General features: G+C 55.0%; 17 protein-coding genes and 1 tRNA gene. 12 read left to right on the top strand and 6 right to left on the bottom strand.

Translation table 11 applies throughout. The features are described from left to right. Positions 1 to 10 precede the first annotated feature (10 nt). The 3 genes from L215_RS0103945 (at position 11) to L215_RS0103955 (ending at position 4,305) form a co-directional block, all read left to right on the top strand. Positions 11 to 1,396, top strand: a complete 1,386-nt coding sequence (locus L215_RS0103945; RefSeq protein WP_025883557.1) for a hypothetical protein — start codon at positions 11 to 13, stop codon at positions 1,394 to 1,396. Between the two features lies 1 nt (position 1,397). Next, positions 1,398 to 3,767, top strand: coding sequence for an ATP-dependent helicase (locus L215_RS0103950; protein WP_025883554.1), 2,370 nt, complete (start codon positions 1,398 to 1,400; stop codon positions 3,765 to 3,767). A gap of 82 nt (positions 3,768 to 3,849) precedes the next feature. Further along, positions 3,850 to 4,305: a DUF6078 family protein gene (locus tag L215_RS0103955; RefSeq protein ID WP_027451374.1), complete on the top strand. Its 456-nt coding sequence runs from the start codon at positions 3,850 to 3,852 to the stop codon at positions 4,303 to 4,305. 472 nt (positions 4,306 to 4,777) lie between these two features. On the opposite strand, the gene L215_RS0103960 is transcribed toward L215_RS0103955, so the two are convergent. Further along, positions 4,778 to 5,734 carry an InlB B-repeat-containing protein gene (locus tag L215_RS0103960; RefSeq protein WP_154657848.1) on the bottom strand — a complete coding sequence of 319 codons (957 nt, stop codon included), beginning with the start codon at positions 5,732 to 5,734 and terminating at the stop codon, positions 4,778 to 4,780. Positions 5,735 to 6,034: 300 nt separating this feature from the next. On the opposite strand from L215_RS0103960, the gene L215_RS0103965 reads away from it, so the two are divergent. Together L215_RS0103965 and L215_RS0103970 are read left to right on the top strand one after the other, a co-directional pair. Further along, a complete protein-coding gene (locus L215_RS0103965; RefSeq protein ID WP_027451376.1) occupies positions 6,035 to 7,123 on the top strand; it encodes a mannose-1-phosphate guanylyltransferase in 1,089 nt (362 codons plus the stop codon). A gap of 16 nt (positions 7,124 to 7,139) precedes the next feature. Continuing rightward, positions 7,140 to 8,483, top strand: a complete 1,344-nt coding sequence (locus L215_RS0103970) for a DUF2851 family protein (protein ID WP_025883731.1) — start codon at positions 7,140 to 7,142, stop codon at positions 8,481 to 8,483. A gap of 65 nt (positions 8,484 to 8,548) precedes the next feature. Here the strand turns inward: L215_RS0103970 and L215_RS0103975 are convergent, their stop codons facing one another. Both L215_RS0103975 and L215_RS0103980 read right to left on the bottom strand, forming a co-directional pair. Beyond that, the gene (locus L215_RS0103975) at positions 8,549 to 9,370 is read right to left on the bottom strand and encodes a glycogen/starch synthase (RefSeq protein ID WP_025883729.1); all 822 of its coding nucleotides are present in this window, start codon (positions 9,368 to 9,370) and stop codon (positions 8,549 to 8,551) included. 88 nt (positions 9,371 to 9,458) lie between these two features. Further along, positions 9,459 to 9,544, bottom strand: a tRNA-Leu gene (locus L215_RS0103980). Between the two features lie 256 nt (positions 9,545 to 9,800). Between L215_RS0103980 and L215_RS0103985 the strand changes: the two genes are divergently transcribed. The 7 genes from L215_RS0103985 (at position 9,801) to L215_RS0104015 (ending at position 18,676) form a co-directional block, all read left to right on the top strand. Continuing rightward, entirely contained in the window at positions 9,801 to 10,301 is a 501-nt protein-coding gene (locus L215_RS0103985) for a YceD family protein (RefSeq protein ID WP_238296524.1), read from the top strand. A 15-nt stretch (positions 10,302 to 10,316) separates the two neighbouring features. Further along, on the top strand, positions 10,317 to 10,499 hold the full coding sequence (gene rpmF / locus L215_RS0103990) for a 50S ribosomal protein L32 (RefSeq protein WP_007364621.1): 183 nt from the start codon (positions 10,317 to 10,319) through the stop codon (positions 10,497 to 10,499). Positions 10,500 to 10,676: 177 nt separating this feature from the next. Beyond that, the gene (locus L215_RS0103995; RefSeq protein ID WP_025883726.1) at positions 10,677 to 12,158 is read left to right on the top strand and encodes a butyryl-CoA:acetate CoA transferase; all 1,482 of its coding nucleotides are present in this window, start codon (positions 10,677 to 10,679) and stop codon (positions 12,156 to 12,158) included. Positions 12,159 to 12,238: 80 nt separating this feature from the next. After that, positions 12,239 to 13,144: a dihydropteroate synthase gene (gene folP, locus L215_RS0104000; protein ID WP_025883725.1), complete on the top strand. Its 906-nt coding sequence runs from the start codon at positions 12,239 to 12,241 to the stop codon at positions 13,142 to 13,144. Positions 13,145 to 13,169: 25 nt separating this feature from the next. Then, on the top strand, positions 13,170 to 13,952 hold the full coding sequence (gene cdaA / locus L215_RS0104005; protein ID WP_025883723.1) for a diadenylate cyclase CdaA: 783 nt from the start codon (positions 13,170 to 13,172) through the stop codon (positions 13,950 to 13,952). A gap of 320 nt (positions 13,953 to 14,272) precedes the next feature. Next, positions 14,273 to 17,290 (top strand): TonB-dependent receptor, encoded by a 3,018-nt coding sequence (locus tag L215_RS0104010; RefSeq protein WP_244869670.1) that lies wholly within the window; start codon positions 14,273 to 14,275, stop codon positions 17,288 to 17,290. A 42-nt stretch (positions 17,291 to 17,332) separates the two neighbouring features. After that, positions 17,333 to 18,676, top strand: coding sequence for a hypothetical protein (locus L215_RS0104015; protein WP_025883722.1), 1,344 nt, complete (start codon positions 17,333 to 17,335; stop codon positions 18,674 to 18,676). A gap of 98 nt (positions 18,677 to 18,774) precedes the next feature. Here the strand turns inward: L215_RS0104015 and L215_RS0104020 are convergent, their stop codons facing one another. Genes L215_RS0104020 through L215_RS0104030 form a run of 3 tightly spaced genes read right to left on the bottom strand, consistent with a single transcriptional unit; the run spans position 18,775 to position 22,356 of the window. Next, positions 18,775 to 19,974 carry a T9SS type A sorting domain-containing protein gene (locus L215_RS0104020; protein ID WP_027451378.1) on the bottom strand — a complete coding sequence of 400 codons (1,200 nt, stop codon included), beginning with the start codon at positions 19,972 to 19,974 and terminating at the stop codon, positions 18,775 to 18,777. Between the two features lie 27 nt (positions 19,975 to 20,001). After that, on the bottom strand, positions 20,002 to 21,624 hold the full coding sequence (locus L215_RS0104025; RefSeq protein ID WP_027451379.1) for an InlB B-repeat-containing protein: 1,623 nt from the start codon (positions 21,622 to 21,624) through the stop codon (positions 20,002 to 20,004). Positions 21,625 to 21,672: 48 nt separating this feature from the next. Further along, positions 21,673 to 22,356 carry an HmuY family protein gene (locus tag L215_RS0104030; RefSeq protein WP_027451380.1) on the bottom strand — a complete coding sequence of 228 codons (684 nt, stop codon included), beginning with the start codon at positions 22,354 to 22,356 and terminating at the stop codon, positions 21,673 to 21,675. Positions 22,357 to 22,643: the final 287 nt, after the last annotated feature.

The raw sequence follows: 22,643 nt of genomic DNA on the forward strand, positions 1-22,643 counted from the left end.
CTACTGGATTATGGAACAGACAGATCCCAAGAAACTCTCCAACCGCTATTGCCCCGAAGGCATGAGCGTCGAGGCGTGGCAGATAGCCCTTCGCAAGCAGTTTGCCGAGCAAAACGAGTTTACCGTCTCTCATCTAGACAACAACCGCATCTGGGGCGACTACATGGTGCAGAGCGGAGCTAACCATTATCGTGTTGCCTTCCGTGGCGTACGGAGCGACCGCAACTACTGCGCTTGTCTAGACTTTCGCACCAGCGGACTAGGCACCTGCAAGCATGTCGAGGCGGTCATCAACTACCTCTCGGAGGAGGTGCCCGGCTATCCCTGGGGCACCACACCCTTCCAGCCCGACCGTACCTCTATCTTCATCAGCTACAAGGGCGGACGCACCATCGAGTGCAGCATAGGCAAGGGCAAAGAGGAGCTCTATGCCGACTGGCAGGCACGTTACTTCGAGGGCACACTCCTCCCCCCGAAGCATTACCACCTCATAGACCAAATAACAGAAGAGGCCAAGGAGCTCTCCAGCACCTTCCAGTGCTACGACGATGTCTACGAAATGATCCGTAGCTATCTCCGTCTGCACAACTGGCGCGAGCTAGTCGCACGCACGCTCCCCGATGGCGAGCTACCACAACCCTATGCGCAGTCTATCGCTAGCCCAGAGATGTGCCAGACGCTCTACAAGCTCCTCTATCAGAGCTACGGCATCATACCAGCGCCTCATAGCGAGACCATCATAGAGCCTATCATAGCGCTGATGCGCTTCATCTCGGTCCATGACGCTGGGCGCATGCTGATCGTGGTGCGCAGTGAGGAGGAGCAAAGCCTTTGGAACACAATGCTCGACCAGAGAGGTGTCACCGAGGGCGTCACCGTGGCGCTCTCCTCAGAGGTCAATAGGCAAAATACAAGCATCTCAGGAGCCTACAGCCTGGTCTTTGTCGCTTGTGGCGAAAAGCTCAGCAAGTGGACCGACCCCATCTCCATTGCGCTCAAGCGCCTGGCCATCAAGCATCTCTACATCTCCGTACCGCACCTGTCGCTCTTCACGCCCCTGCAGTTCTCCTCGATCACGCAGCACATCGACCCCTATCTGCTGGGGCCGACCTACCTTTTTATAGAGGATGCCAAGCAGTTCTTCCCGATGACCGACCTCCCCGAGCGTCTCCCCGAGCGTCTCGAGGGTTTGGTCACCTTCCTGCCCGAAGATCCGACCATCCGTACCTACGAGCCTCAGCTGCCGAGCACTCCGAGCAATGAACCCGTATGCGACGACGAGACGCTCCCCTACCAGCTCCTCCAGACGCTACGTGACGCCATCGCCGATCCCAAGCGACGCATCCGCTTGCTCGAGACGCTAGACTCGATCCTTCAGGAAGAAGAGCACGAGTAATATGGTAGACCTCACTGCACTCAACGAAGCACAGCGAGCTGCCGTCGTCTATAACGAAGGGCCCGCCCTAGTCATCGCTGGGGCGGGCTCGGGCAAGACCCGCGTCATCACCTACAAGCTGGCTCACCTCGTAGACCAGGGGTGGAACCCCCAGCGGCTCTACGCACTCACCTTTACCAACAAAGCGGCCGGCGAGATGCGCTCACGTGTCAGCGAAATGCTTGGCGAGGGCATCGCTTATAGGCTACGCATGGGCACCTTTCACTCCATCTGTGGACGTATCCTACGACGCTACGCCCCACTGCTTGGCTACAGCCAGGACTACTCCATCTACGATACCAGTGACACCAAGGCGCTCATACGCAACTGCATCAAGGAGCTAGACCTCAGCGACAAGAGCTACACCCCGACGCGTGTCCTCAAGCGCATATCCGATGCGAAGAATATGCTCATCTCCCCGCAAGCCTACGCCGCCAATCAGGAGATACGCAAGTACGACACGATGAATCATGAGGGTGAGCTCTACAAGCTCTACAGCCTCTACACCCAGCGCTGCAAGGAGAGCAACTCGATGGACTTCGACGACCTGCTCTTCCTCCTCAACGTCCTCATACGCGACTTCCCCGAGGCGCACCAAGAGATCAAAAGTGGCATAGACTTCCTCCTCATCGATGAGTATCAGGATACAAACACCTCGCAGTTTGAGCTAGCCCGCCACCTCGTCGCCGACCACAACCGCATCTTTGCCGTGGGCGACGATGCCCAGAGCATCTACTCCTTCCGAGGGGCGCGCATTGCCAATATCCTGAGCTTCAAGCAAGCTTTCACCGGTGCCAAGCTCTTTAAGCTAGAGCAAAACTACCGCTCCACAGGCCATATCGTGAGCAGTGCCAATGCCCTCATCGAGCACAACCAGCAGCGCATCCCCAAGGAGGTCTACACCGACCTCGGCGAGGGCGAGAAGCTACAGCTCTACCACTACACCTCGTCCGACGAAGAGGCGACACGACTCATCGACATCATCACGCAGCGACACGATGAGGAGGAGATACCGCTCTCTGATCAGACCATCCTCTACCGTACGAACGCACAGAGCCGTAAGTTCGAAGAGGTCCTTCTCTCGGAGGGCATCCCCTACGTCATCTACGGAGGCATGGCCTTCTACGCTCGTGCCGAGATCAAAGACGCTATAGCTTACCTCCAGCTCATCATCAACCCGCACAACGAGCTGGCGCTCCGCCGAGCCATCGCCTATCCACGCAAAGGCATTGGCGACAAAACCCTCGAGAAGGTCGCTCTCTATGCGCAGCAGCAAAGCCCGCAGCTATCACTCTACGATGCGCTCTGCGCCGCCATCGACAGTGCCGACCCCGTCGGTCTCAGCCGAGGCGTACGCAACAAGATAGCCTCCTTCGTCAATCTCATCGACTCGCTCGCCACCGCTTATCAGCAGTACGCCAAGCTCGAGGAGTGGATCGCTCACATACTACGTGAGAGCGGCATCGTCGCTGAGCTCACACGCGAAGACACCGTCGAGAGCCAGGCCAAGCTCGACAACCTCAAGGAGTTTGTCAGCAGTGCCTCCGAGTTTGAGGCTCGCTACCGACAGGACCCGCTCAACCTCTTTGCCGAGGAACCACTAGGCACCGGACTGCTCAGCGCCTTTGCCCAGCAGATCCCCCTCCTGACCAACCAAGACCAGGACAATGTCGAGCAGCAGAGCGGAGTCGCCCTACAGGATCGGCTACAGCTCATGACCATCCATGCCGCCAAGGGACTAGAGTTCCCCTACGTCTACATCGCTGGCGTAGAGGAAAACCTCCTCCCCTCCTCACGTAGCCTCGACACCGCCGAGATGATCGAAGAGGAGCGCCGACTCCTCTACGTCGGCATCACACGAGCCCAAAAGCTCTGCACCCTCAGCTATACCAGCATACGAACACGCAACGGTAAGACCGAGCTCATGATCCCCAGCCGCTTCATCGCTGAGTTACCACGAGCGCACTACACCCTCCACGAGGAGGCAGCCCCCATCGGGACCAGCCAAAGGCTAACAGCCTCCAGCCAATGGTCAACAGCTAACAGCCAACGGCCGACGGCCAACAGCCAACAGCCAACGGCCAACAGCCAACAGCCAACAGCCAATAGCCAACAGCCAACACCCCAGCAGATGCTCGCGAAGAGTTCCCCCGTCAACGCCCTCGAGAGCCTCGACAGCTACCACGTCGGTGACCGCGTGCGCCATCCACGTCATGGCGACGGCAAGATAGAGCGCATCGAGAGCGCCATGGGCGGTAAGCTCACCATCCACTTCGACGACGGCAGGACCCGCGAAGTCCTCATCCGCTACACCCACCTAGACCATATATAGGTGTAGCCTCTGACTATCCTAATAACCCTAAAACTAACCCTGAGAACACAGATAAAACTGATTTACTAAACACTACAAACTTATGGAACACAACAGTTGTTACACACCACAATGCACCAGACGCGAGCACTGTACCCTCTGGCGCAATGCACTCGTGGAGGTCGAGCACGGCAATGGCTTGCTCACCATCACCAATCCCCAGCTCATCGAGCGGGCAGGCGGATACGATCACTGCCCCAACTACTACGAGCACAAGCTCAGACGCTATGCCCGTGGACTCGTATGGAGCTACGACGATCTGACCCTAGCCCAGTGGCGACAGATACAGACGCAGCTCAATAGGCAGTTCGGCTACAGCGAGATGAAGCGCATACGCCACGGCTACGTAGCCCTCAGCCCCGAGGAGCAAGGCGTCATCGCACAGATCTTCACCACTATAGCTCCAGGTAGTGAGCCACAGTACGTAACCTACGAGGAGCACTACACCAAGCCCCCACGCATCGAGGGCCGCGCCGCCCACAAGCTACTCAAGGGCTAGACGACGAGACGAGTAACGATTTGTAGGGACGCTCGGTCGAGCGTCCGTCCCCGTTAAAGGTTACTGAGTTACTCGTCTAGCTTTGATACAACGGACGCACGGGACGTGTAACCCTTTGTAGGGACGCACGGTCGTGCGTCCGTTCCCGTTTAAGGTTACTGGGTTACACGTTATGTCGTTCTACGACGGACGCACGACCGTGCGTCCGTTGTGTCAAAGCGATACGTGTAACCCGTGACGTGTAACGATGATACGTGTAACCCTTTGTAGGGACGCACGGTCGTGCGTCCGTACCCGTTAATGGTTACAGTGTCCCGATTACACGTCTTGCTGTACTACAACGGACGCACGACCGTGCGTCCCTACATATCGTTACACGTCACGGCATCCATACCGATCGTTACACGTCATTATGGCATCTTGCTGTACTACAACGGACGCACGACCGTGCGTCCCTACATATCGTTACACGTCACGGCATCCATACCCCGCGGCTTCTGCCACCCTCCACAGGATCAGCGACAAAGGTCACGACATACTCCTTGGTAGTTGCAGTCGATACGAAGTTAGCCACGATGGTGTTTGGCTTAGTAGGATCCATCTGATAGGAAACTTTTGTCTTTCCAGCCTTGGTGTTAACGCCGTTGATGGTCCAGTCCTGTATCTCAGCGTTTTCACCTGGCTTTGCAACGAAGTTCACATAAAAGCCCTCGGGGACCTTATCTCCGGTGTTAAGTATCCCAATATAAGTATTCTTTGCGGTCACGGTACCAGGACCATTTGCGGAGAAAGTGACTGGGAGCATCGCGAGCTCCTTGAAGTAAGCCTTGAAGGTGACATCCTTTGTGACGACGTAGTTTTTGATTTTGTCAGAGGTAAACTCTTCGCTTCGTACACCGTTCACCTCCCAGTAGTCAAACTTGTACTTATTCTTGTCACAGTAGGCATAGACATTGATCGCCTTTCCGTCTGCTACTGCAGAGCCAGAAGCAATCAGGTCATAGGTGTCATAGTCCTTGATCGCCACATAGTTCTTTTTGCTGGCAGGTTCAGCGGAGACTGTGACGGTGTGCGTCGCTGCCTGACCAGCTGTCTTCTTGAAGTAGACCACGACGGTCATGTCTGCGTCTATAGTCTTGGAGCACTCGTTCTTACCAGCTGCCTTATCGTCTGGCGTGCCGTTGAACTCCCACTTCTCGACCTCGTAGCCTTCGTTAGGGGTGGCCGTGAAGTTGACGTACTCTTTGTCCTTCACCTTCTCACCAGATCCTAGAGGGACTGCAGGGTCTTCATAGGATATAAAGTAGGAGGCCTCCACCGTCCCTCCCTCAGCCGGCTGGGCTGAGAAGGTCACGGTGTGATCCTGACCATAAAGTCTCGGCACGGCGAGTGCCAAGAGACACAGTAAAATAGGTAATAGTCTTTTCATAAGCTGTATTAGTGTATTTGTTTATAGTGCCGTGTGTATGTTGTGAACGGAAGGCTGAGGGCGGACCTACACTTCTCTGTCTTTTAGCCGGTTATAGCTACTGTAACCTTGCCAAACAGGTGCAGACTCGTGAAGAGTTGCAGACTTCTTTTCTTTACAAAGGCGAAGTTAAGCAATCTTTCTTTAAAAAGCAAACCATCCTCTCCTCTCACAATTTCGCAAATCTCACGAGTAGTCCTTTGCTCCACAGCTATTTTATTAGTAGCTTTGTAGCAACAAACTAACTCATCGCAGATTTACATGGAGCATTACTATTGTGTCATCATGAGTGGCGGGGTGGGAAGTCGCTTCTGGCCTATCTCACGGCAGTCACGACCCAAGCAATTCCTAGACTTCTTCGGGACTGGCAGTTCGCTGCTACAGGACACCTACAGGCGGTTCCTGCGTATCGTCCCTGAGGACCATATATACATCGTCACGCATGCGGACTATGTCGACCTGACCCTCGAGCAGCTCCCAGGGCTCACGCGTGACCAGATCCTCACGGAGCCTCTGCGACGTAACACGGCTCCATGTATCGCCTACGCTTGCTATCATATCCAGCAGCGAGACCCGAAGGCGTCGATCGTCGTGGCGGCGTCGGATCATATCATCATGAACGAGGACAACTTCGTCCAGACGGTCAGCCAGTCGCTCCGCTTCGCTGCCCTCCACCCCTACCTCCTGACGCTGGGTATCAAGCCTACAGCTCCTGAGACGGGCTATGGCTACATACAGGTGGACTCTAGCGAAAGGGCGCTCGACGGACAGTACCACAAGGTGAAGGTCTTTACCGAAAAGCCTAACCGTGAGATGGCCGAGATATTTGTCTCCTGTGGCGAGTTTCTCTGGAATAGCGGTATGTTCGTCTGGAGCGTCAAGACGATCCTAGATGCTTTTGCCAAGTATATGCCTGAGGTGAGCAGACTCTTTACCGAGCGGGCCAGTGACTTCGGCACCGACCGTGAGCGGGCGGCGATCGAGGAGATCTATCCTTACTGCCCTAGTATATCGATCGACTACGGGGTTTTGGAAAAAGCGGACAACGTGCTTGTCACCCCCGCGACCTTTGGCTGGGCTGACCTAGGTACCTGGGGAGCGCTCTACGACCAGAGTTCGAAAGATCAGACGGGCAATGTGACGAACCACCAGAAGACCCGATTCTACGAGTCGATGAATAATATCCTCTACATCGACGATCCCGACTTGCTGGCGGTCGTGCAGGGGGTCGATGACTGTATCATCGCTAAGCATGGCAACGTGCTACTCATCTGCAAGCGGGAAGCGGAGCAGAGTATCAAGAACTATGTGACCGACGTGGAGATAGAGTCTGGACAGGACTACATCTGACCTATTCGCACGAACTATGCAGGAGATGTGGCTACACCAGATCTGGGGCAACAGACTCTACGAGTCGCTCACCTTCGAGCCACACCCCTGTATTCCTGAGGGGGTCACACCGATCGTCATTGACCCTGGGCGGTATAACACGAATGGCGGGCCCGACTTTAGCAATCTCAAGCTACGCATAGGGTCTCTGACCTGGGCGGGCAATGGGGAGATCCATTGCCAGGCGACAGACTGGCTGCGCCATGGGCACCAGCTGGACCCTGCCTACAATAATGTGCTCCTACATATCGTGCTGCAGGACGATGGCCCCATCTCTCTACAAGCTGGCACGCCACCTATCACCTGCCGTATGCAGATCAATCCTGATCTGCTAGCCATAGCGCAGCAACTCACGGAGGCGCCGCAGATTCCTCGCTGCGGGGAGGCTTGCAGCCAGCTACCCGAGCGTGTGCAGGCCGACTGGTTTGCGCAGCTGACTCGTGAGCGACTGGACAAGAAGTGTCAGCAGATCGAGACGGCGATGAGCTTTTTCAAAGGCGACCTGGCTGCGGTGACGCACCTTTTCCTGATGCGTTACCTGGGGGGCAAAGTGAATAATGATGCTTTCGAGCAAATAGCTCGCCAACTCCCTCCTTCGATCCTACTCAAGCACAAGACTTCTCCACTAGCCCTTGAAGCGCTGCTCCTCGGTGTGGGCGGACTACTGGAGAGCGCGCCAATATCTCCCGAGATAGATCAGTACCGAGAGCAACTAAAGGAGGAGTTTACCTTCCTATCGCACAAGTACCACCTCTCTCCCCTATCGCCTGGCACGATACGCATGTTGCGGCTCCGTCCGAGTGCCTTCCCGCATCGTCGGCTCGCCTACCTCGCAGCGCTCTACTATCGTAGCGACAATCTGCCAGGAGAGCTCCTCCGCACATCGTCTCTGGCTCATCTAGAGCAGTTGCTCACCGTCACCCCGACCGACTACTGGCAGCGACACTACCACTGGGGCAGCGAGACGGATGCTCAGCTCGGCACCATAGGACGAGCGACGGTCGAGAGCATTGCGATCAATGTGGTCATACCGCTCCAGTACTACCTCACACAGGAGCGCGACCTCCTCGGGCTATCCCTAGCGAAGGACTCGTTGATGAGTGCGCATGACTTACCCGCTGAGCGCAACAGTGTCGTGAAGCGCTTTGTCAATGAAGGGCTACGTCCCCGCAGTGCCTACGACTCGCAAGCCCTCCTGCAACTCTACGGGAGCTACTGCGAGCCTCGTCGCTGCTGGCTATGCCCCGTAGGGCGTACGCTACTGCAGAGCTACGGCGCGATGAGCCTACCCCCCTCCATTGGCGAACAACAAGACTTATAAGAAAACCCCTAGAGATCGTGTATCGATCGCTAGGGGCTTCGTTTATATGTTGGAAAGAGGAGCTCTTACTCCGTAAAGCTTCGGTAGAAGTCTACATAAGCCTCAGCGTGATCTACCGCTGGCCCAGGGTACTCCAGCACCTTGTGGTCTGGCTCCGAGTGAAGGTACTCGATGAGCTCGGGAGAGACCGACTCCTGACCGAGGATCACACCATCTGAATAGTGAATCGCCATACGACGTAGCGCATCTGGCGTCACCTCTCCCTGCAGCGGGTCCAGCATATCGCCCGTGATCTTGTCAAACTCAAGCTTCTTGATCAAGTCTTCGCCAATCTCGCCCTCCTCCTCGTTGCCATCGACCGAGAAGAGCACCTTAGCACGCTCGAAGTAGGGATCGTCCTTGTAAGCCGTCTTCAGGTAAACGGGTGCCAAAGCGGAGAACCACCCCAGACAATGGATCACATCGGGGATCCAGTGCAAGCTTTTGATCGCCTCCAGGACGCCTCGGATGAAGAAGATACTGCGATCCGCATTGTCACTTGGCGCTCCCTCGGAGGGCGGGCCGAAGAGGCTCTTGCGCCCGAAGAGATCAGCATTATCGATGAAGTAGACCTGTATGCGTGTAGAGGGGATCGAGGCGACCTTGATGACGAGCGGGTGGTCGTAGTCGTCAACGATGACGTTGATACCCGACAGACGGATCACCTCGTGAAGCTGGTTGCGACGCTCATTGACTAGGCCGTAGCGTGGCATGAAGACACGTACGTCATGTCCCGCATTCTGTATATGCTCTGGGAGGTAACGAGCGACATGTGCGAGGTCACTCTCAGGCAGGTAGGGATATATCTCCTGAGAGATGTAGAGTACTTTCTTGTCTTTGGCAGCCATAGTGTGATTTACTTTCGTTCCCTACAAAGATAGTGAAAAACGGCGACACCGTTCCGTCGCCACACTACCTGCCCCTCCCGAGCAGTCGTACCCAGAGCGGGACTTGAACCCGCACGACCGCAATTGGCCAAGGGAGTTTAAGTCCCTCGTGTCTACCGATTCCACCATCTGGGCAGCAGCTCTGCGCGCTACACGCCACAAGGGCCTACGCACACTGCCCGACAAAGGTACGTAAAAAAGAGATTCACGCAGCGCCATTAGGGGCGCTTGCCATCTGCTGATTTTTCTGTACCTTTGCGCCCATAGCCTTAGAGTACGCTCAGGTATATACTTAGGTATACACTCACGGAGCGTCTCTAGAGCGTCTTTATTTTTATTAGTAGAGAAGCTAGTCGCACACATGTCTCACGGAGGTCGATACACGATACATTTGAAGGGATTGCCCCAAGGCGTCTCGACCGAGGACTTTGTAGTGGAGTCAGCTTTTCTCGAGTCACGTCCTACGTTTGACCTCAGCGGAGGTCCCGTAGTATGCACCATCCGCGTAGATCGCGTGGGAGAGACCTACGACCTGCTACTGACCCTCGCGGGCTCTGTGCAGACGCATTGTGATCGATGCCTGGCTCCCCTAGAGATGCGCATCGACATATCCCAGCATCTAGTAGTCAAGCTAGGCGACCAGTACGAGGAGGTGAGCGATGAGGAGATCATCGTGCCATACAACAGTCCCTCGCTAGACTGCGCTGATCTGATCTACGACATGATCGTATTGTCGCTCCCGATCAGCCGTATGCACCCCGAGGGTGCGTGCGCCAAGGATATGCAGGCCATCCTAGACGATCTCGACACTACCACCGAGGAGGAGACGGATGGTCGCTGGGCTGCGCTCAGTGCGCTGCGTGACTCACTACAACAAGAGAAGGATAAATAATAAACTAGATAAACAATGGCACATCCCAAAAGACGGCAGTCCAATATGCGCACTGCCAAGCGTAGAACGCACGACAAAGCAGCAACCCCCACACTAGCTAAGTGCAGCAACTGTGGGTCATGGCACGTATACCACACCATCTGTCCTGAGTGTGGTTACTACCGTGGACAACTAGCTATCGAGCAGGAGGAGGCCTAAGCGCCCAACCCGCTAAGCGATAAGACTCAAGCCCCTAGATGATCGAAAGATCACGCTAGGGGCTTTCTTGATCTATATGGGGTGTAAGATGATTCCTTTTTTGTACCTTTGAGAAACGCTATCGCAGTGAGTCGGTGGCGGTCTTTTATAGCACAAACACTTAACCTAATATATAGTATGTCTTATCCAATCATGACTGCCGAAGAGGCAGCGAGATTAGTTCACGATGGCGATCAGGTAGGCTTTAGTGGCTTTACACCAGCTGGTTGCCCCAAGGTGGTGCCACAAGCCATCGCTCATTACGCCGAGGAGGAGCATGCGGCGGGAAGACCGTTTCGCATAAGCGTCTTCACGGGAGCATCGACAGGCGACCGCCTCGATGGAGCCCTGGCACGTGCTCACGCGATCAAGTTTAGGACTCCCTATCAGTCCAACAAAGACCTACGCGCCGAGATCAATAGCGGTGAGGTGGCTTACTGCGACCTGCACCTCTCGCAGCTAGCGCAGGAACTGCGTGCTGGCTTCTTTGGTAAGATTGACGTGGCTATCGTCGAGGCTGCCGAGCTAACGGAAGATGGCCAGCTGGTTCCGACTACGGGCGTCGGCATCCTCCCCACCATCTGCCGTCTTGCAGACCGAATCATCGTCGAGCTCAATGATCGTCACCCCGCCAAGATACGTGGGCTCCACGACATCGCTGAGCCTCTCGACCCACCCGCACGTCGTGAGCTACCTATCTACAAGCCCTCTGACCGTGTCGGCAAGCCTTACCTACAGCTCGACCCGAAGAAGGTTGTAGCGGTCGTCAAGACGAGCGAGCCAAACGATGACGGAGGCTTTGCACCGCTCGACGAGGTGACGCAGGCGATTGGGGACAATGTCACGAAGTTCCTCGAGGAGGAGATCCGCACGGGACGCATTCCTCGTGAGTTCCTCCCGCTACAGAGTGGCGTCGGCAACATTGCTAATGCGGTTCTCGCCTCCGTAGGCAAGAGCCCTAAGATTCCACCTTTTGAAGTCTACACAGAGGTGATCCAGGATGCGGTCATTGGGCTGATGAAGGAGGGACGCGTCAAGTTTGCTTCGGGCTGCTCGCTCTCGGTCAGTCGCGATGTTATCCTAGACATTTATCAGAACTGGGACTTCTTCCAGGACAAGCTACTGCTCCGCCCTCAAGAGTACTCCAACAACCCAGGCATCGTGCGCCGCCTTGGGGTCATCACCATGAATACCGCTCTAGAGGCGGACATCTATGGCAACATCAACTCAACGCACGTCCTCGGCACCAAGATGATGAACGGTATCGGTGGCTCGGGCGACTTCACCCGCAATGGCTACATCTCTATCTTCACCACGCCCTCGACCGCTAAGGGCGGTGCCATCAGCGCTATCGTGCCGATGGTGAGCCACGTGGATCACACCGAGCACTCGGTCAAGGTACTCATCACCGAGTACGGTATCGCCGACCTCCGAGGGCTCTCTCCACGACAGCGTGCGGAGCGCATCATAGAGAACTGCGCCCATCCCGACTACCGTCCGCTACTACGCGCTTATCTAGCTCAGGCTTCAGAGGGTCAGACACCTGTTTGTCTGGAAAAGGCTTTCGCCTTCCACAAAGCCCTGGCAGAGTCAAAGGATATGCGCCAAGCTAAACTTTAATCGATAAAAGCAACCGCTCCTCGCCCCTACTCCTCAGTAGGTGACGGGGAGCGATCACTACCACAAGACCTCACACGCTTATGTCTTACATACTCAATCTAGGGGGACGCGCCTTCGACCTGTCGGAGCCTGTCGTGATGGGCATCCTCAATGTGACGCCCGACTCCTTCTATGCGGGCAGTCGCAAGCAGACCGCTGAGGCGATTGCTGAGCGCACCCACGAGATCATTCAGGAGGGCGGACTGATCATCGACATTGGCGCCTGCTCGACACGTCCTGGAGGCGAACTGGTCGATGGCGAGGAAGAGCTACGCCGACTGCGCCACGCGCTGGAGATCATCCGTGCCGAAGCGCCCGACCTGCCTATCTCGGTGGATACTTACCGTGCTGACGTGGCGAAAGCGTGCGTCGAGGAGTATGGCGTGGAGATCATCAACGACATATCGGGCGGTCAGGCCGATGCGCAGATGTACAGCACCGTAGGGGAGCTGGGTGTCGCCTACATATTGATGCACCTAGAGCACAATGTCGAGGGGATGCACCAAGTGGTCGACTACAAGCCCTCGGTCGAGGTGTGCGTGGCGGACTACTTCCGAAAGCGTCTCGAGCAACTTCACGCTTGTGGTGTGAAAGATGTAATCCTCGACCCAGGCTATGGCTTTAGCAAAAGCATGGACGACCACTACCGCCTGCTCACGCATCAGCGAGAGGCGCTACAAGAGTTTGCCGAGCCCGTGCTGGTCGGCTTCTCCCGCAAGCGCATGGTGCAGACAGTCATCGGAGCAGACGCCATGCACTCAGGCGATGCGACCAATGTGCTACACACTTACGCTCTGATGGAGGGCATCGCACAGATCATTCGCACCCACGACGTGCGTCTCGCTGTCGAGGCGATCAAGGTGACCGACATGATCCGCAAGCACCTCCCCGACGCTACAGGAGCGAGTAGCTACACCCACTGGCAGAGACCGCTAGAAATCCATTAACTATCACGCTTAGAGACTTAGGACTGTGACGCTAGACTGGTTATCCTTTACGCTTGTCGACCTCTTTGACATTATTCTCTCGGCACTCCTCTTCTACTATGTCTATCGGACACTGAGAGCGACCGCCTCGAGAGCGCTGATCTTAGGTATCTTCACCTTTATCCTCGTATGGGTCATCGTCTCCAAGTGGGCCGGCATGATCCTCTTGGGAGGTATCCTTGACGAACTGGTCGGCACGGGTATGCTCATCCTGGTGATCATCTTTCAGGAGGAGATAAGACGCTTCCTGATCACGCTGGGGAGTACCAATAGATGGCGCTTCTTGCGAAAAGTCTTCAAGGGTGACGATCAGACTGCCCAAGAGGATCAGCGCTGTGTCGCAGCGCTCGTCCTAGCCTGTATGAATATGGCGCGCAAGAAGGTGGGCGCCCTCATTGCTATCCAAGCCAAGCAGGAGCTCACCGCCTACCTCCACACGGGAGAGGTCTTTAAGGCAGATGTCAATGCCCGCCTGATCGAAAACATATTCTTCAAAAACAGTCCCCTCCACGATGGTGCCATGATTATCGTCGACAGCGACATACGAGCCGCCGGCTGTATCCTCCCCGTCTCCAACGACCCCAATCTCTCGAAAGACTTAGGCCTGCGTCACCGCAGTGCGCTAGGACTCTCGCAAGCCACGGACTGTCTCGTCATCGTCATCAGCGAGGAGCGTGGCAAGATTTCTCTAGCGCAAAACGGGGTCATCGACGTAGACGTCGACATTGACACGCTACGCCAGCGACTAGACGCCATCTACGCCAGCTAGCCCAGACACATATAATATATAGGTCAGAAGGAATGCACCGAGCGTGCGTTCCTTCTTTTCGTTTTCTGTTCGATCGTATCGTGCTCTCTTCGTAGTAGATACGAGTTCCAATAAGAGTTCCCCTCTTGGAACTTTTTAGTTCCAACGGAGGAACTTTTCGGTTCCAACGGAGGAACTTTCGAGTTCCAACGGAGGAACCGTTTGTCGAGTAGCACCCTTCTCCCTAAGAACAGCCTGCGCCACATCTCCCCTTGTCAGCGAAACGAAACAAACGAGTAACCGTATGATAACATTGCCACGCTACCTTTGCAGCGTAAGATTTGAAACAGGACACATTTCGTATGCTACACAAGGCGCTTCCCTATATCCTCGCCCTTTTGACACTCTTCACCGCTGGCACTACGCTGATGGCTCAGCCACACGGACAGCCTATTCCTCACAGCGAGGCGGATCTACGACTAGGCATCCTCACGGGACGCGTCGTTGACGAGCACGGCGAGGGGCTCATCGGAGCTACCGTGCGCATCATCGAGACAGGTGGCGGACAGGTCACCGACTTCGATGGCAACTACTCCCTACGTCTGAACCCCGGCACCTATACCGTAGAGATCGCTTACGTGGGCTACGCTACCAAGCAGATCAAGGAGGTACACATTACCGCTGGCAAGGAGACGAACCTCTCGGTGGACCTCGCCATTGCGGACAATGTACTAGGCACGGTGGTCGTGGTCGGCTCCTACAAAACGAGCAATACGGCGGGAGCGATGAAGATACAGCAAAGTATGCCTCAGCTCTCCACGGTCGTATCAAGCGAGATGATCGGTAAGACGGCCGACAAGAACCTCGGCGAGGCTCTCAAGCGTGTCACGGGCGTCACCACAATGAGCAATAAGTATGTCGCCGTGCGGGGTATGGGCGAGCGCTGGAACGAAGCTTCGCTCGATGGCATCCCGCTACCCAGTACGGAGAGCAACGCCAAGGCGTTCGGCTTTGACCTAATCCCTACCTCGCTCATAGACAATGTGACGGTCCTCAAGACGGCTACGCCAGATGTTAGTGGCAACTTCTCGGGCGGCCTGATCCAGATCACCACGAGAGACATACCGACGAAAGACTTTATCTCCATCAGCGCCGGCACCAGTTACAACTCGCTCAGCACCTTCCAGACGCAGAAGTACCGCATCAGAGGAAAGTGGGACTGGCTCGGCTATGACGATGGTCGGCGCGCCCTCCCTAAGGGACTGCACGAGATACCTTTCGACCCGTACAACCCCGTTCCCGAGCTCTTCGAGCAGAGCAAGCGACTGACCATCGACAACTTTACCATCCACGAGGGCAAGACTCCGCTCTCGCAAAACTATCAAGTCTCTCTCGGCAAGAGCTGGGACCTCAACAAGAGCGGCAACCATCGGCTCGGACTGATCGCCTCGCTCACCTATCGCAACACGCAGCAGCAGACCATCATCGACCATATAGAGCGTGGCGAGTGGATGAATGCCAAGCAATATAATAAGGTGCAGGAGAGCTTTGTCGATACTGGCATACGCAATAGCGGGGCCAACTACAAGTACAATACGACCCTCGCCGGAGTCCTCAACATCGGTTGGCAGCGAGGCACTAATCGCCTCAGCCTGCGCAACACCTACACCCATAAGTATGACAACGACCTCTCAGAGCTCACTGGTCTGAGCGACGAAGATCCCAATCCCGAGAGCAATCCTTACCGACAGCAGGTCAACTACCCTACCTTCCAAGACCTTTTGCAAAACAAGCTCAGCGGCAAGCATCAGCTGGGCGAGTCCCTTCGTCTTGACTGGGCACTGGCACATACCTACGTACAGCGCAATCAGAAGGATGCTGCCTTCACACAGCAGGTGAGCCAGCTGGACGAGACTGGAGCGCGTCACTTCTACAATCAAGTGGGCGTGCAGTCGGGGACGCTCTTCCCGCTGACCCGTGCGTGGTACCTCAACCATGAGCGAGACTTCAACGGGCAGGTCAATGTAGAGCTACCCTTTCATCTTTTTGGCAATGACTGGACGCACAAGTTCAAGGCGGGGTACGACGGCGCCTTCAAGGAGAATCGCTTTGAGTTTTGGGAGCTTTCGATGCACCTCTTCAACACACGCGGCTTTGACTTCACCACGAGCACAATCGCCGACCTGATCAAGGAGGAGAACATGCGCGACGGGGGCTTCGCCTGGGACCTCAAGCGACTCCAGGGTGACGGACGTATGTACCACGGGCGGGTTATCCAGAACGCCCTCTACGCTATGCTGGACGACCGCTACAGCGAGCTACTGCGCCTCGTCTGGGGTCTGCGTGTCGAGCACTACCTTTACCAAGAGCTGAGCAACCCCTCGATGTCGATGGGTGAGCTAAACATTGTCGAGCAGGATCGCAAAGAGAAGCCCGTGGCTATCATGCCGTCGATCAATCTCACGATCACACCGATCAAAGACCTCAACGTACGACTGAGCTACAGCCGTAACACGGTACGTCCGCAGTTTATGGAGCGTACAGCTTACCGCTTCTACGACCCCTTCCTCGGCGGGGAGATCTTTAACCAGAGCGTCATCTCGACGACCGTAGACGGTGCCGACCTGCGTGTCGAGTGGTACCCCGGCGCTGGCGAGGTTATCTCCATCGGTGGCTTCTACCGTTACCTAGACAAACCTATCGAGCGCATCGCTCAGAAGACTGCTTCCTTCGCCCGCTTCTACATGCTGATGAATAGCGACAAGGCGCACAGCTACGGCATCGAGCTAGAGCTTCGCAAGAACTTCGGCTTCATCCCCCTAGGCTCCTGGCTCGAGCATCTCTACCTCAACGCCAATGCGACCTTCACCCAGAGCATAGTCACCGGTATGGTCTCACGTGCCGATGAGCGTGGCATCCTCCACTGGGTACCCGTCACGCAGCGCCGACCGATGTACAGTCAGGTACCCTATATGTACAATGTGGGTCTCTCCTACGAGAGCGACACCTTTGGAGCCAATCTCACGATGAACCGCTCCGGACGCAAGCTCGTCCTCAATACGAACCAAGCCTACGAGCAGGAGTACGAGGCTCCCTTCAGTCAGCTCGACGCACAGCTCTCCTATACCTTCCCCAAGCAGGGCGTGACCATCAAGGTCAATGGCTCTAACCTACTCAACGCTAAGCACATCATCTACACCAACCATGTGGACGACTTCGAGCGTGCTGCTAGCAATAATCAGATCCTAGACACCATGCGACACGGCACCTCTAGCGATTACGACCCAGGGCACGACAACGTCGTCTACCAGTACCGCGATGGCCTCTCACTGAGCGCCTCCATTAGCTGGACTTTCTAAAGAATCAGAGATACTAACACATCAATTATCTATCATAATATCATGAACAAGACAATCCGTTTACTGAGCCTCGTGATGGCTACCCTCATGAGCCTCGCACTACTTACCTCCTGCGACGAAACTGGCAATGAGCCTAATCATGGTGGCGACAAGAACAAAGTCACTGGTCGCACCATCGGTGGCAAAGAGCTCGTAGTCGTCGAGGGACGCATCAATGGCAAGAACAATCACTGGACCGCCAACAAGGTCTACGCGCTAAAAGGCATCGTTACCGTTCCGGCTAATGAGACACTCACCATCGACGCTGGGACCACGATCATCGAGGAGCCCACAGCTTCAGGAGCTACTGGCGTACTCGTCATAACTCGCGGCGCTAAGATCATGGCCGAGGGTACCGCCCAGAAGCCTATCGTCTTCACCTCCTCCAAGGCTGTCGACAACAACGCTGGCCGTCCCGCTCCTGGAGATTTCGGTGGCGTCATCATACTGGGTAAAGCTAAGGTCAATACCCCGACCGACGCCCAGTTCATCGAAGGCCTCAACCAAGGTGTCGAGGAGTATCGCTACGGTGGCGACAACGATGAGGACAATAGTGGTGTACTGCGCTACGTACGCATCGAGTACGCTGGCTTCATCCTAGGCGACAGCAACGAGATCAACGGTCTCACCTGCGGCGGCGTAGGTCGTGGCACCACACTAGACCATATCCAGGTCAGCTGGGGTCTAGACGACAGCTTCGAGTTCTTCGGTGGTTGCGTCAATGCTACCCACCTCGTCTCTTACGCTTGCGACGATGACAACTTTGACTTTGACAACGGCTTCACCGGTAGCATCACTTACGGTGTCGCTATTGCCAACCCCGCCTCGACACACTCCGACAGCAAGGGTAAGTCCGACAGCAACGGTATCGAGCTAGACAACAATGCTAAGGCTCAGGACGAGACCTTCTCACTGATCCCTAAGACGCACCCCACACTGACCAACGTCTCTATCATCGGTGCATCTACCCGTGTAGCCAACGTCCACAACAACTTCCAGGGCGACGCTTACAAGTACGCAGCTCGTGTACGTCGTGGTGGTCAGATCACGCTCAAGGACTGCATCCTCACTGGTTATCCTAAGGGCTTCGTCCTTGACTCCGATGCCGACAAGATGGAGCATAGCAAGATCGAGGGCAGCTCCTTCCACGGCTTTGACGCTGCCTTTGAGATCAAGAACGGCTCCGCTAAGCCCGCCACAGGCATCATCGAGGTGATCAACAAAGACTCCGCAGCTACCTTCGGCATGAAGGCTCCTTTCGGTACGCCAGCCGACTTCACAGGAGCTCAGGTCGGGGCCTTCCCTGCTAGCAAGGGCAACTGGCTACAAGGCTGGACCGCCTTCTAGTCCCCTCCCCCTAAAAGAACAAAGAGCTTCCCGTGCACAAGTTCTCTTGCACACGGGAAGCTTTCTTTTTGTCTAAGACAAACGGTCTTGGCAAGCTCTTAGCGTACCACCTTGAAGGTCTGGCTACCAGCCTTGATTAGGTAGGAGCCAGCGGGTAGCGTCGCCGTGCTGATGGTAGCCACGCCCGCTACGGGCTCTACGACCTGCAGGCATTGCCCCTGTAAGTCATAGAGAGCTACGGCGGTCGTCGCATTAATAATCGTCCAGCTCATATCGTCACAGAGCAGATGACTCTGAGAGGGTGTAGCTAGGGGCTCTAGTCCGAGAGGCTTATTGGACTCATAGACGAATGTTCCGCCATTGGTCACATCGGTCGCCACGGCATCTTTGGAGCCATTGTACAGTAACGGATAGGAGAGAGCCTCTAGATTGTAGTTCTTAAACCCATAGATGAAAAGGTCTGCCAACGTGGGGAGAGGATAGTAAGTCTTAGCGGCCAGTTGCCCCGTCTTAAATGTAAACTGATAGATAAACCCGCCACTACCTAGGGCTGCTAGATTGCCCTTGTCGTCATAGTCAAAAGCCGTCTCAACGAGCTCACTCCCCGCCTTGAGATAGGAGAGCCCTAGCATGTACTTTCCATCTGCGTCAAAGGTTATCTCCTCAGACTCGAAGGGGCTCCCGTCTGTATTTACCGCTGTGCGCTTGTAGAGCTGTCCTCTCTTATTGTATTCGAGCGTAGTGGTAAAGCCCTCGTACCACTCAAAGGCTTTAGGGTCGAGGAAGTGGATCGTAGCTTTGCTCGGAAGTCCCTCGGCATTGTATTCTATATTGAGTTTGTAGTCCTCCACGAGGGTGGTGTCCTCGGGGACGGTGTTGAGATTGTTCCAGCGTACGAAGAGGGTCATCTGCCCCTGGTCGTTGTATGTATAGCAGTAGCGCCTAGCGACGACTAGGTCATCAAAGCTCTTACGCTCTCCATACTCCACCTTCTCGATGCACTGGTGCTTGTCATTGTATAGATAGTTCAGATAGAGCCCCACGCTACGCTGTCCACTTGTCGTGTCGATCTCGACGTAGCTACAACGAGCGATGTCGTTGTGGTCATTGTATTGGAACTCGATGCTCTGATTGTCAAAGACTCCAGTCACTGCGGAGAGACGGAAGGTGGCTTGATCAGGCACATGGTAGAAGTCGCTGAGATTCTTCAGATTGTTTTCCAGCATCTGAGCGGATAAGAGTATGGTGCTGCCTGCCAGTACGTAGAGGAGGTATAGGATCTTGTGTAGTGCTTTCATATTGAGAAGTGATGTTGTAGTCTTTGTCTAAAGGGATAGTTTGAGTGTCGTCTCACCGATCGTAAGGAGGTAGAGACCAGAGGGAGTGGTGGTGAGGTCTATCTGCTCCGTGCCAGCTGCTGTAGCCACGGTCGTGAAGATAATCTCGCCGAGCAGGCCGTGCAATATGATCGGAGTGCCAGCGGATGCTCCAGTGATGGTCAGGTGATCTGAAGAAACCTTTATGGTGTAGCAAGTCTCTCCAGTCGGATTACTGACTGCATTATTATTGCCCACGCTAGCGAAGGTCGCCTCAACACGGACGTCCTCACCCTCTACGAAGAAGTATCGGTCCTGTAGGATGTCCTCATTGTTAGCTCTAAGGGCCTTAAGCTCATAGCCCTCATCGGGAGTGCAGGTGAGCTGTACTTTGGTGCCGTCTGGCACAGCATTGAGGTCGGAGCAGTCGGCCTCTACCTTGCCCTTGCCCAGCTTAACGATTGTCACCTTGTAGGTGTCCACTGGGATAAGCTTGTAGGAGGCACTGATCTCTACATCACTCGCTACGGAGATATACTTCTCAGCCGTAATATCTTTGTCGCCAGCCATAAGATGCTCTAGCTCGTAGCCCTTATCGGGGGTGCAGATGAAGTGTAGGATAGCCCCCTCGGGGACCTTTGTGAGGTCATACTCTTGCTCCTTTACTGTAAGGGTGCCGTGCTCAGGCTTCTGAAGTGAGATACGATAGCTCTTGACAGGGCTAAAGGTTGGCGTGACGGTGACATCAGCCTTGACGATGAGTGTGCGGGTGTTTGTTATGTCTTCTGTACCAGCCATAAGCTTGGTCAGAGCATACCCATCCTCAGGTTCAGCAGTAAAGGTCACTGCGCTACCCGCCAGGAGGTGCGTCAGGTCTACACCCTCGGGAGCTACGACACGACCATGCTCGGCCTGAGCTATGGTTACCTTGTGATAGCTCTGCTGAGGAGCGATGATTACTTTGCCCGCATACTCCTTCTTGCCGTCGAGGGTGATGGACATTACCTCGTTGAGCTCTGCGACCTTAGCTCCATCTGGGGAGGTGATAGCACACCTCTCGAGGGTTAGCTCCTTGAAGTAGCCGATAGATACCATCCCCTTGTCGCGGAGCGTTGAGGCGGTAACATAAGCTTTGTCTATCAAAAGGTGAGAAGAGAGGAAGTCTCCCACGAGTCCGCCTTTGAGCCCGACGGCTGTAACGGATACCCCGTCGGCGATGGTCAGGCTAGCCCCAGATCGACAAGCATAGGCGTAAGCCTGCTCAGAGGTAATGCTGAGAGAGCCTGGGCCAGTAATGCGGACAGACGAACGCATCGTGATGGCATCATCAGAGCCCGTGCATACGATCTGGTTGGTCCCCTCTACCTGTATGGTTATCTCGCCAGGCATCCAGCCTGTGAGTATCCTCGAGATGGTATTGATCTGGACATCCCGTAGCGTGAGCGTTTTAGTCGCAGCAGTCCAGGATACGGAGCCCTTCTGGTCTGCCGGAAGTAGCTGCGCCTGATCTGTAGCGGGGTCAAAGGGTCTCTCCATAAAAGTCATCTCCTGCGCACCCACTGGGAGGGTGAATAGCCACAAGGATAGGGCTACGCCAAAGAGCTTTAGGAGCCGTAGTAATTGTTGATTCATTGATTGATCTCGTTTTGATGTTTGTATAGCATGCATTTCATCAGCTTGCTACTTCTTATCTACCTGTATGGCATACTCGATGGTGATGTAGCCACGGTGCTTCTTGTTGTCCTGATAGTCTAAGACGCGTAGACGAGCTATCTCACCAGAGGCTGAGCGAACGAGGTAGATAGCGTTGTCCCAATAGACCTGAGGTGGCATACCCTCCTGCCAGATGACGCCCCTGTTGGTATAGCCCCCATATCCGTCGCACTCAGAGGAGAGGAGGAAGTTGGCCTGCTGCATCTCATACTTAGTCCTATGGGAGCCAAGACCATCATCTTCAAACTGCATCAGGAGTAACCCCTCACTATCAAATGTCCACTTGCTATCATCAGGAGTAGGTATATCTGCGGTTAGGGTCTTCTGCTTGCTAATACGCACGGCAGCGCCCTTGCCTTTGCCCGACTCCCCACCATTGGTCTTGAAGTCGTAGCGGTGCAGTCCGAGATCCCACGAGAGGTCATTGGCAGGGTCAGTCACCTCGACCAGCTCACCTGTAGTAAAGTTTAGGTAGACCCACTTGGTATAGTCGGTCGCATCGATGGTCATTCGCTTGACCATCCACTCTTTCTTGGGGTCAGCAGGCGGAGTGACTGGATCGTCTGGTGTATGGCCAGGTTGTGGCGCAGGCTTGTGGCAAGCGACGCATAGGAGCATCACCAGGAGTGTCAGTAGTGATAGTTTCTTCATAAACAGTTGGATTGCTTTTATCGTTAGTCAAAATGACTCTGCAAAGGTATCGTTTGATAGACATGTCTAGCAATACCTACATGTCAGTATTTCCTCCTAAGACATGCTGAGAGGTGTAAATTATGTCTCTCCTGAAATAGTACACAGTTGGGAGAGCCAACCCCAACAACTATGAAACAAGAAAAAAGTAAACGAGGACGAAAGGGATATCCCCTAGATTTCAAGTGGAGAGTCATCGACGACCTCCTAGCCACTGGCGAGAGCATCGCCACCACCAGCCAGCGCTA

Source organism: Porphyromonas uenonis DSM 23387 = JCM 13868 (assembly GCF_000482365.1).
GTDB lineage: Bacteria > Bacteroidota > Bacteroidia > Bacteroidales > Porphyromonadaceae > Porphyromonas > Porphyromonas uenonis.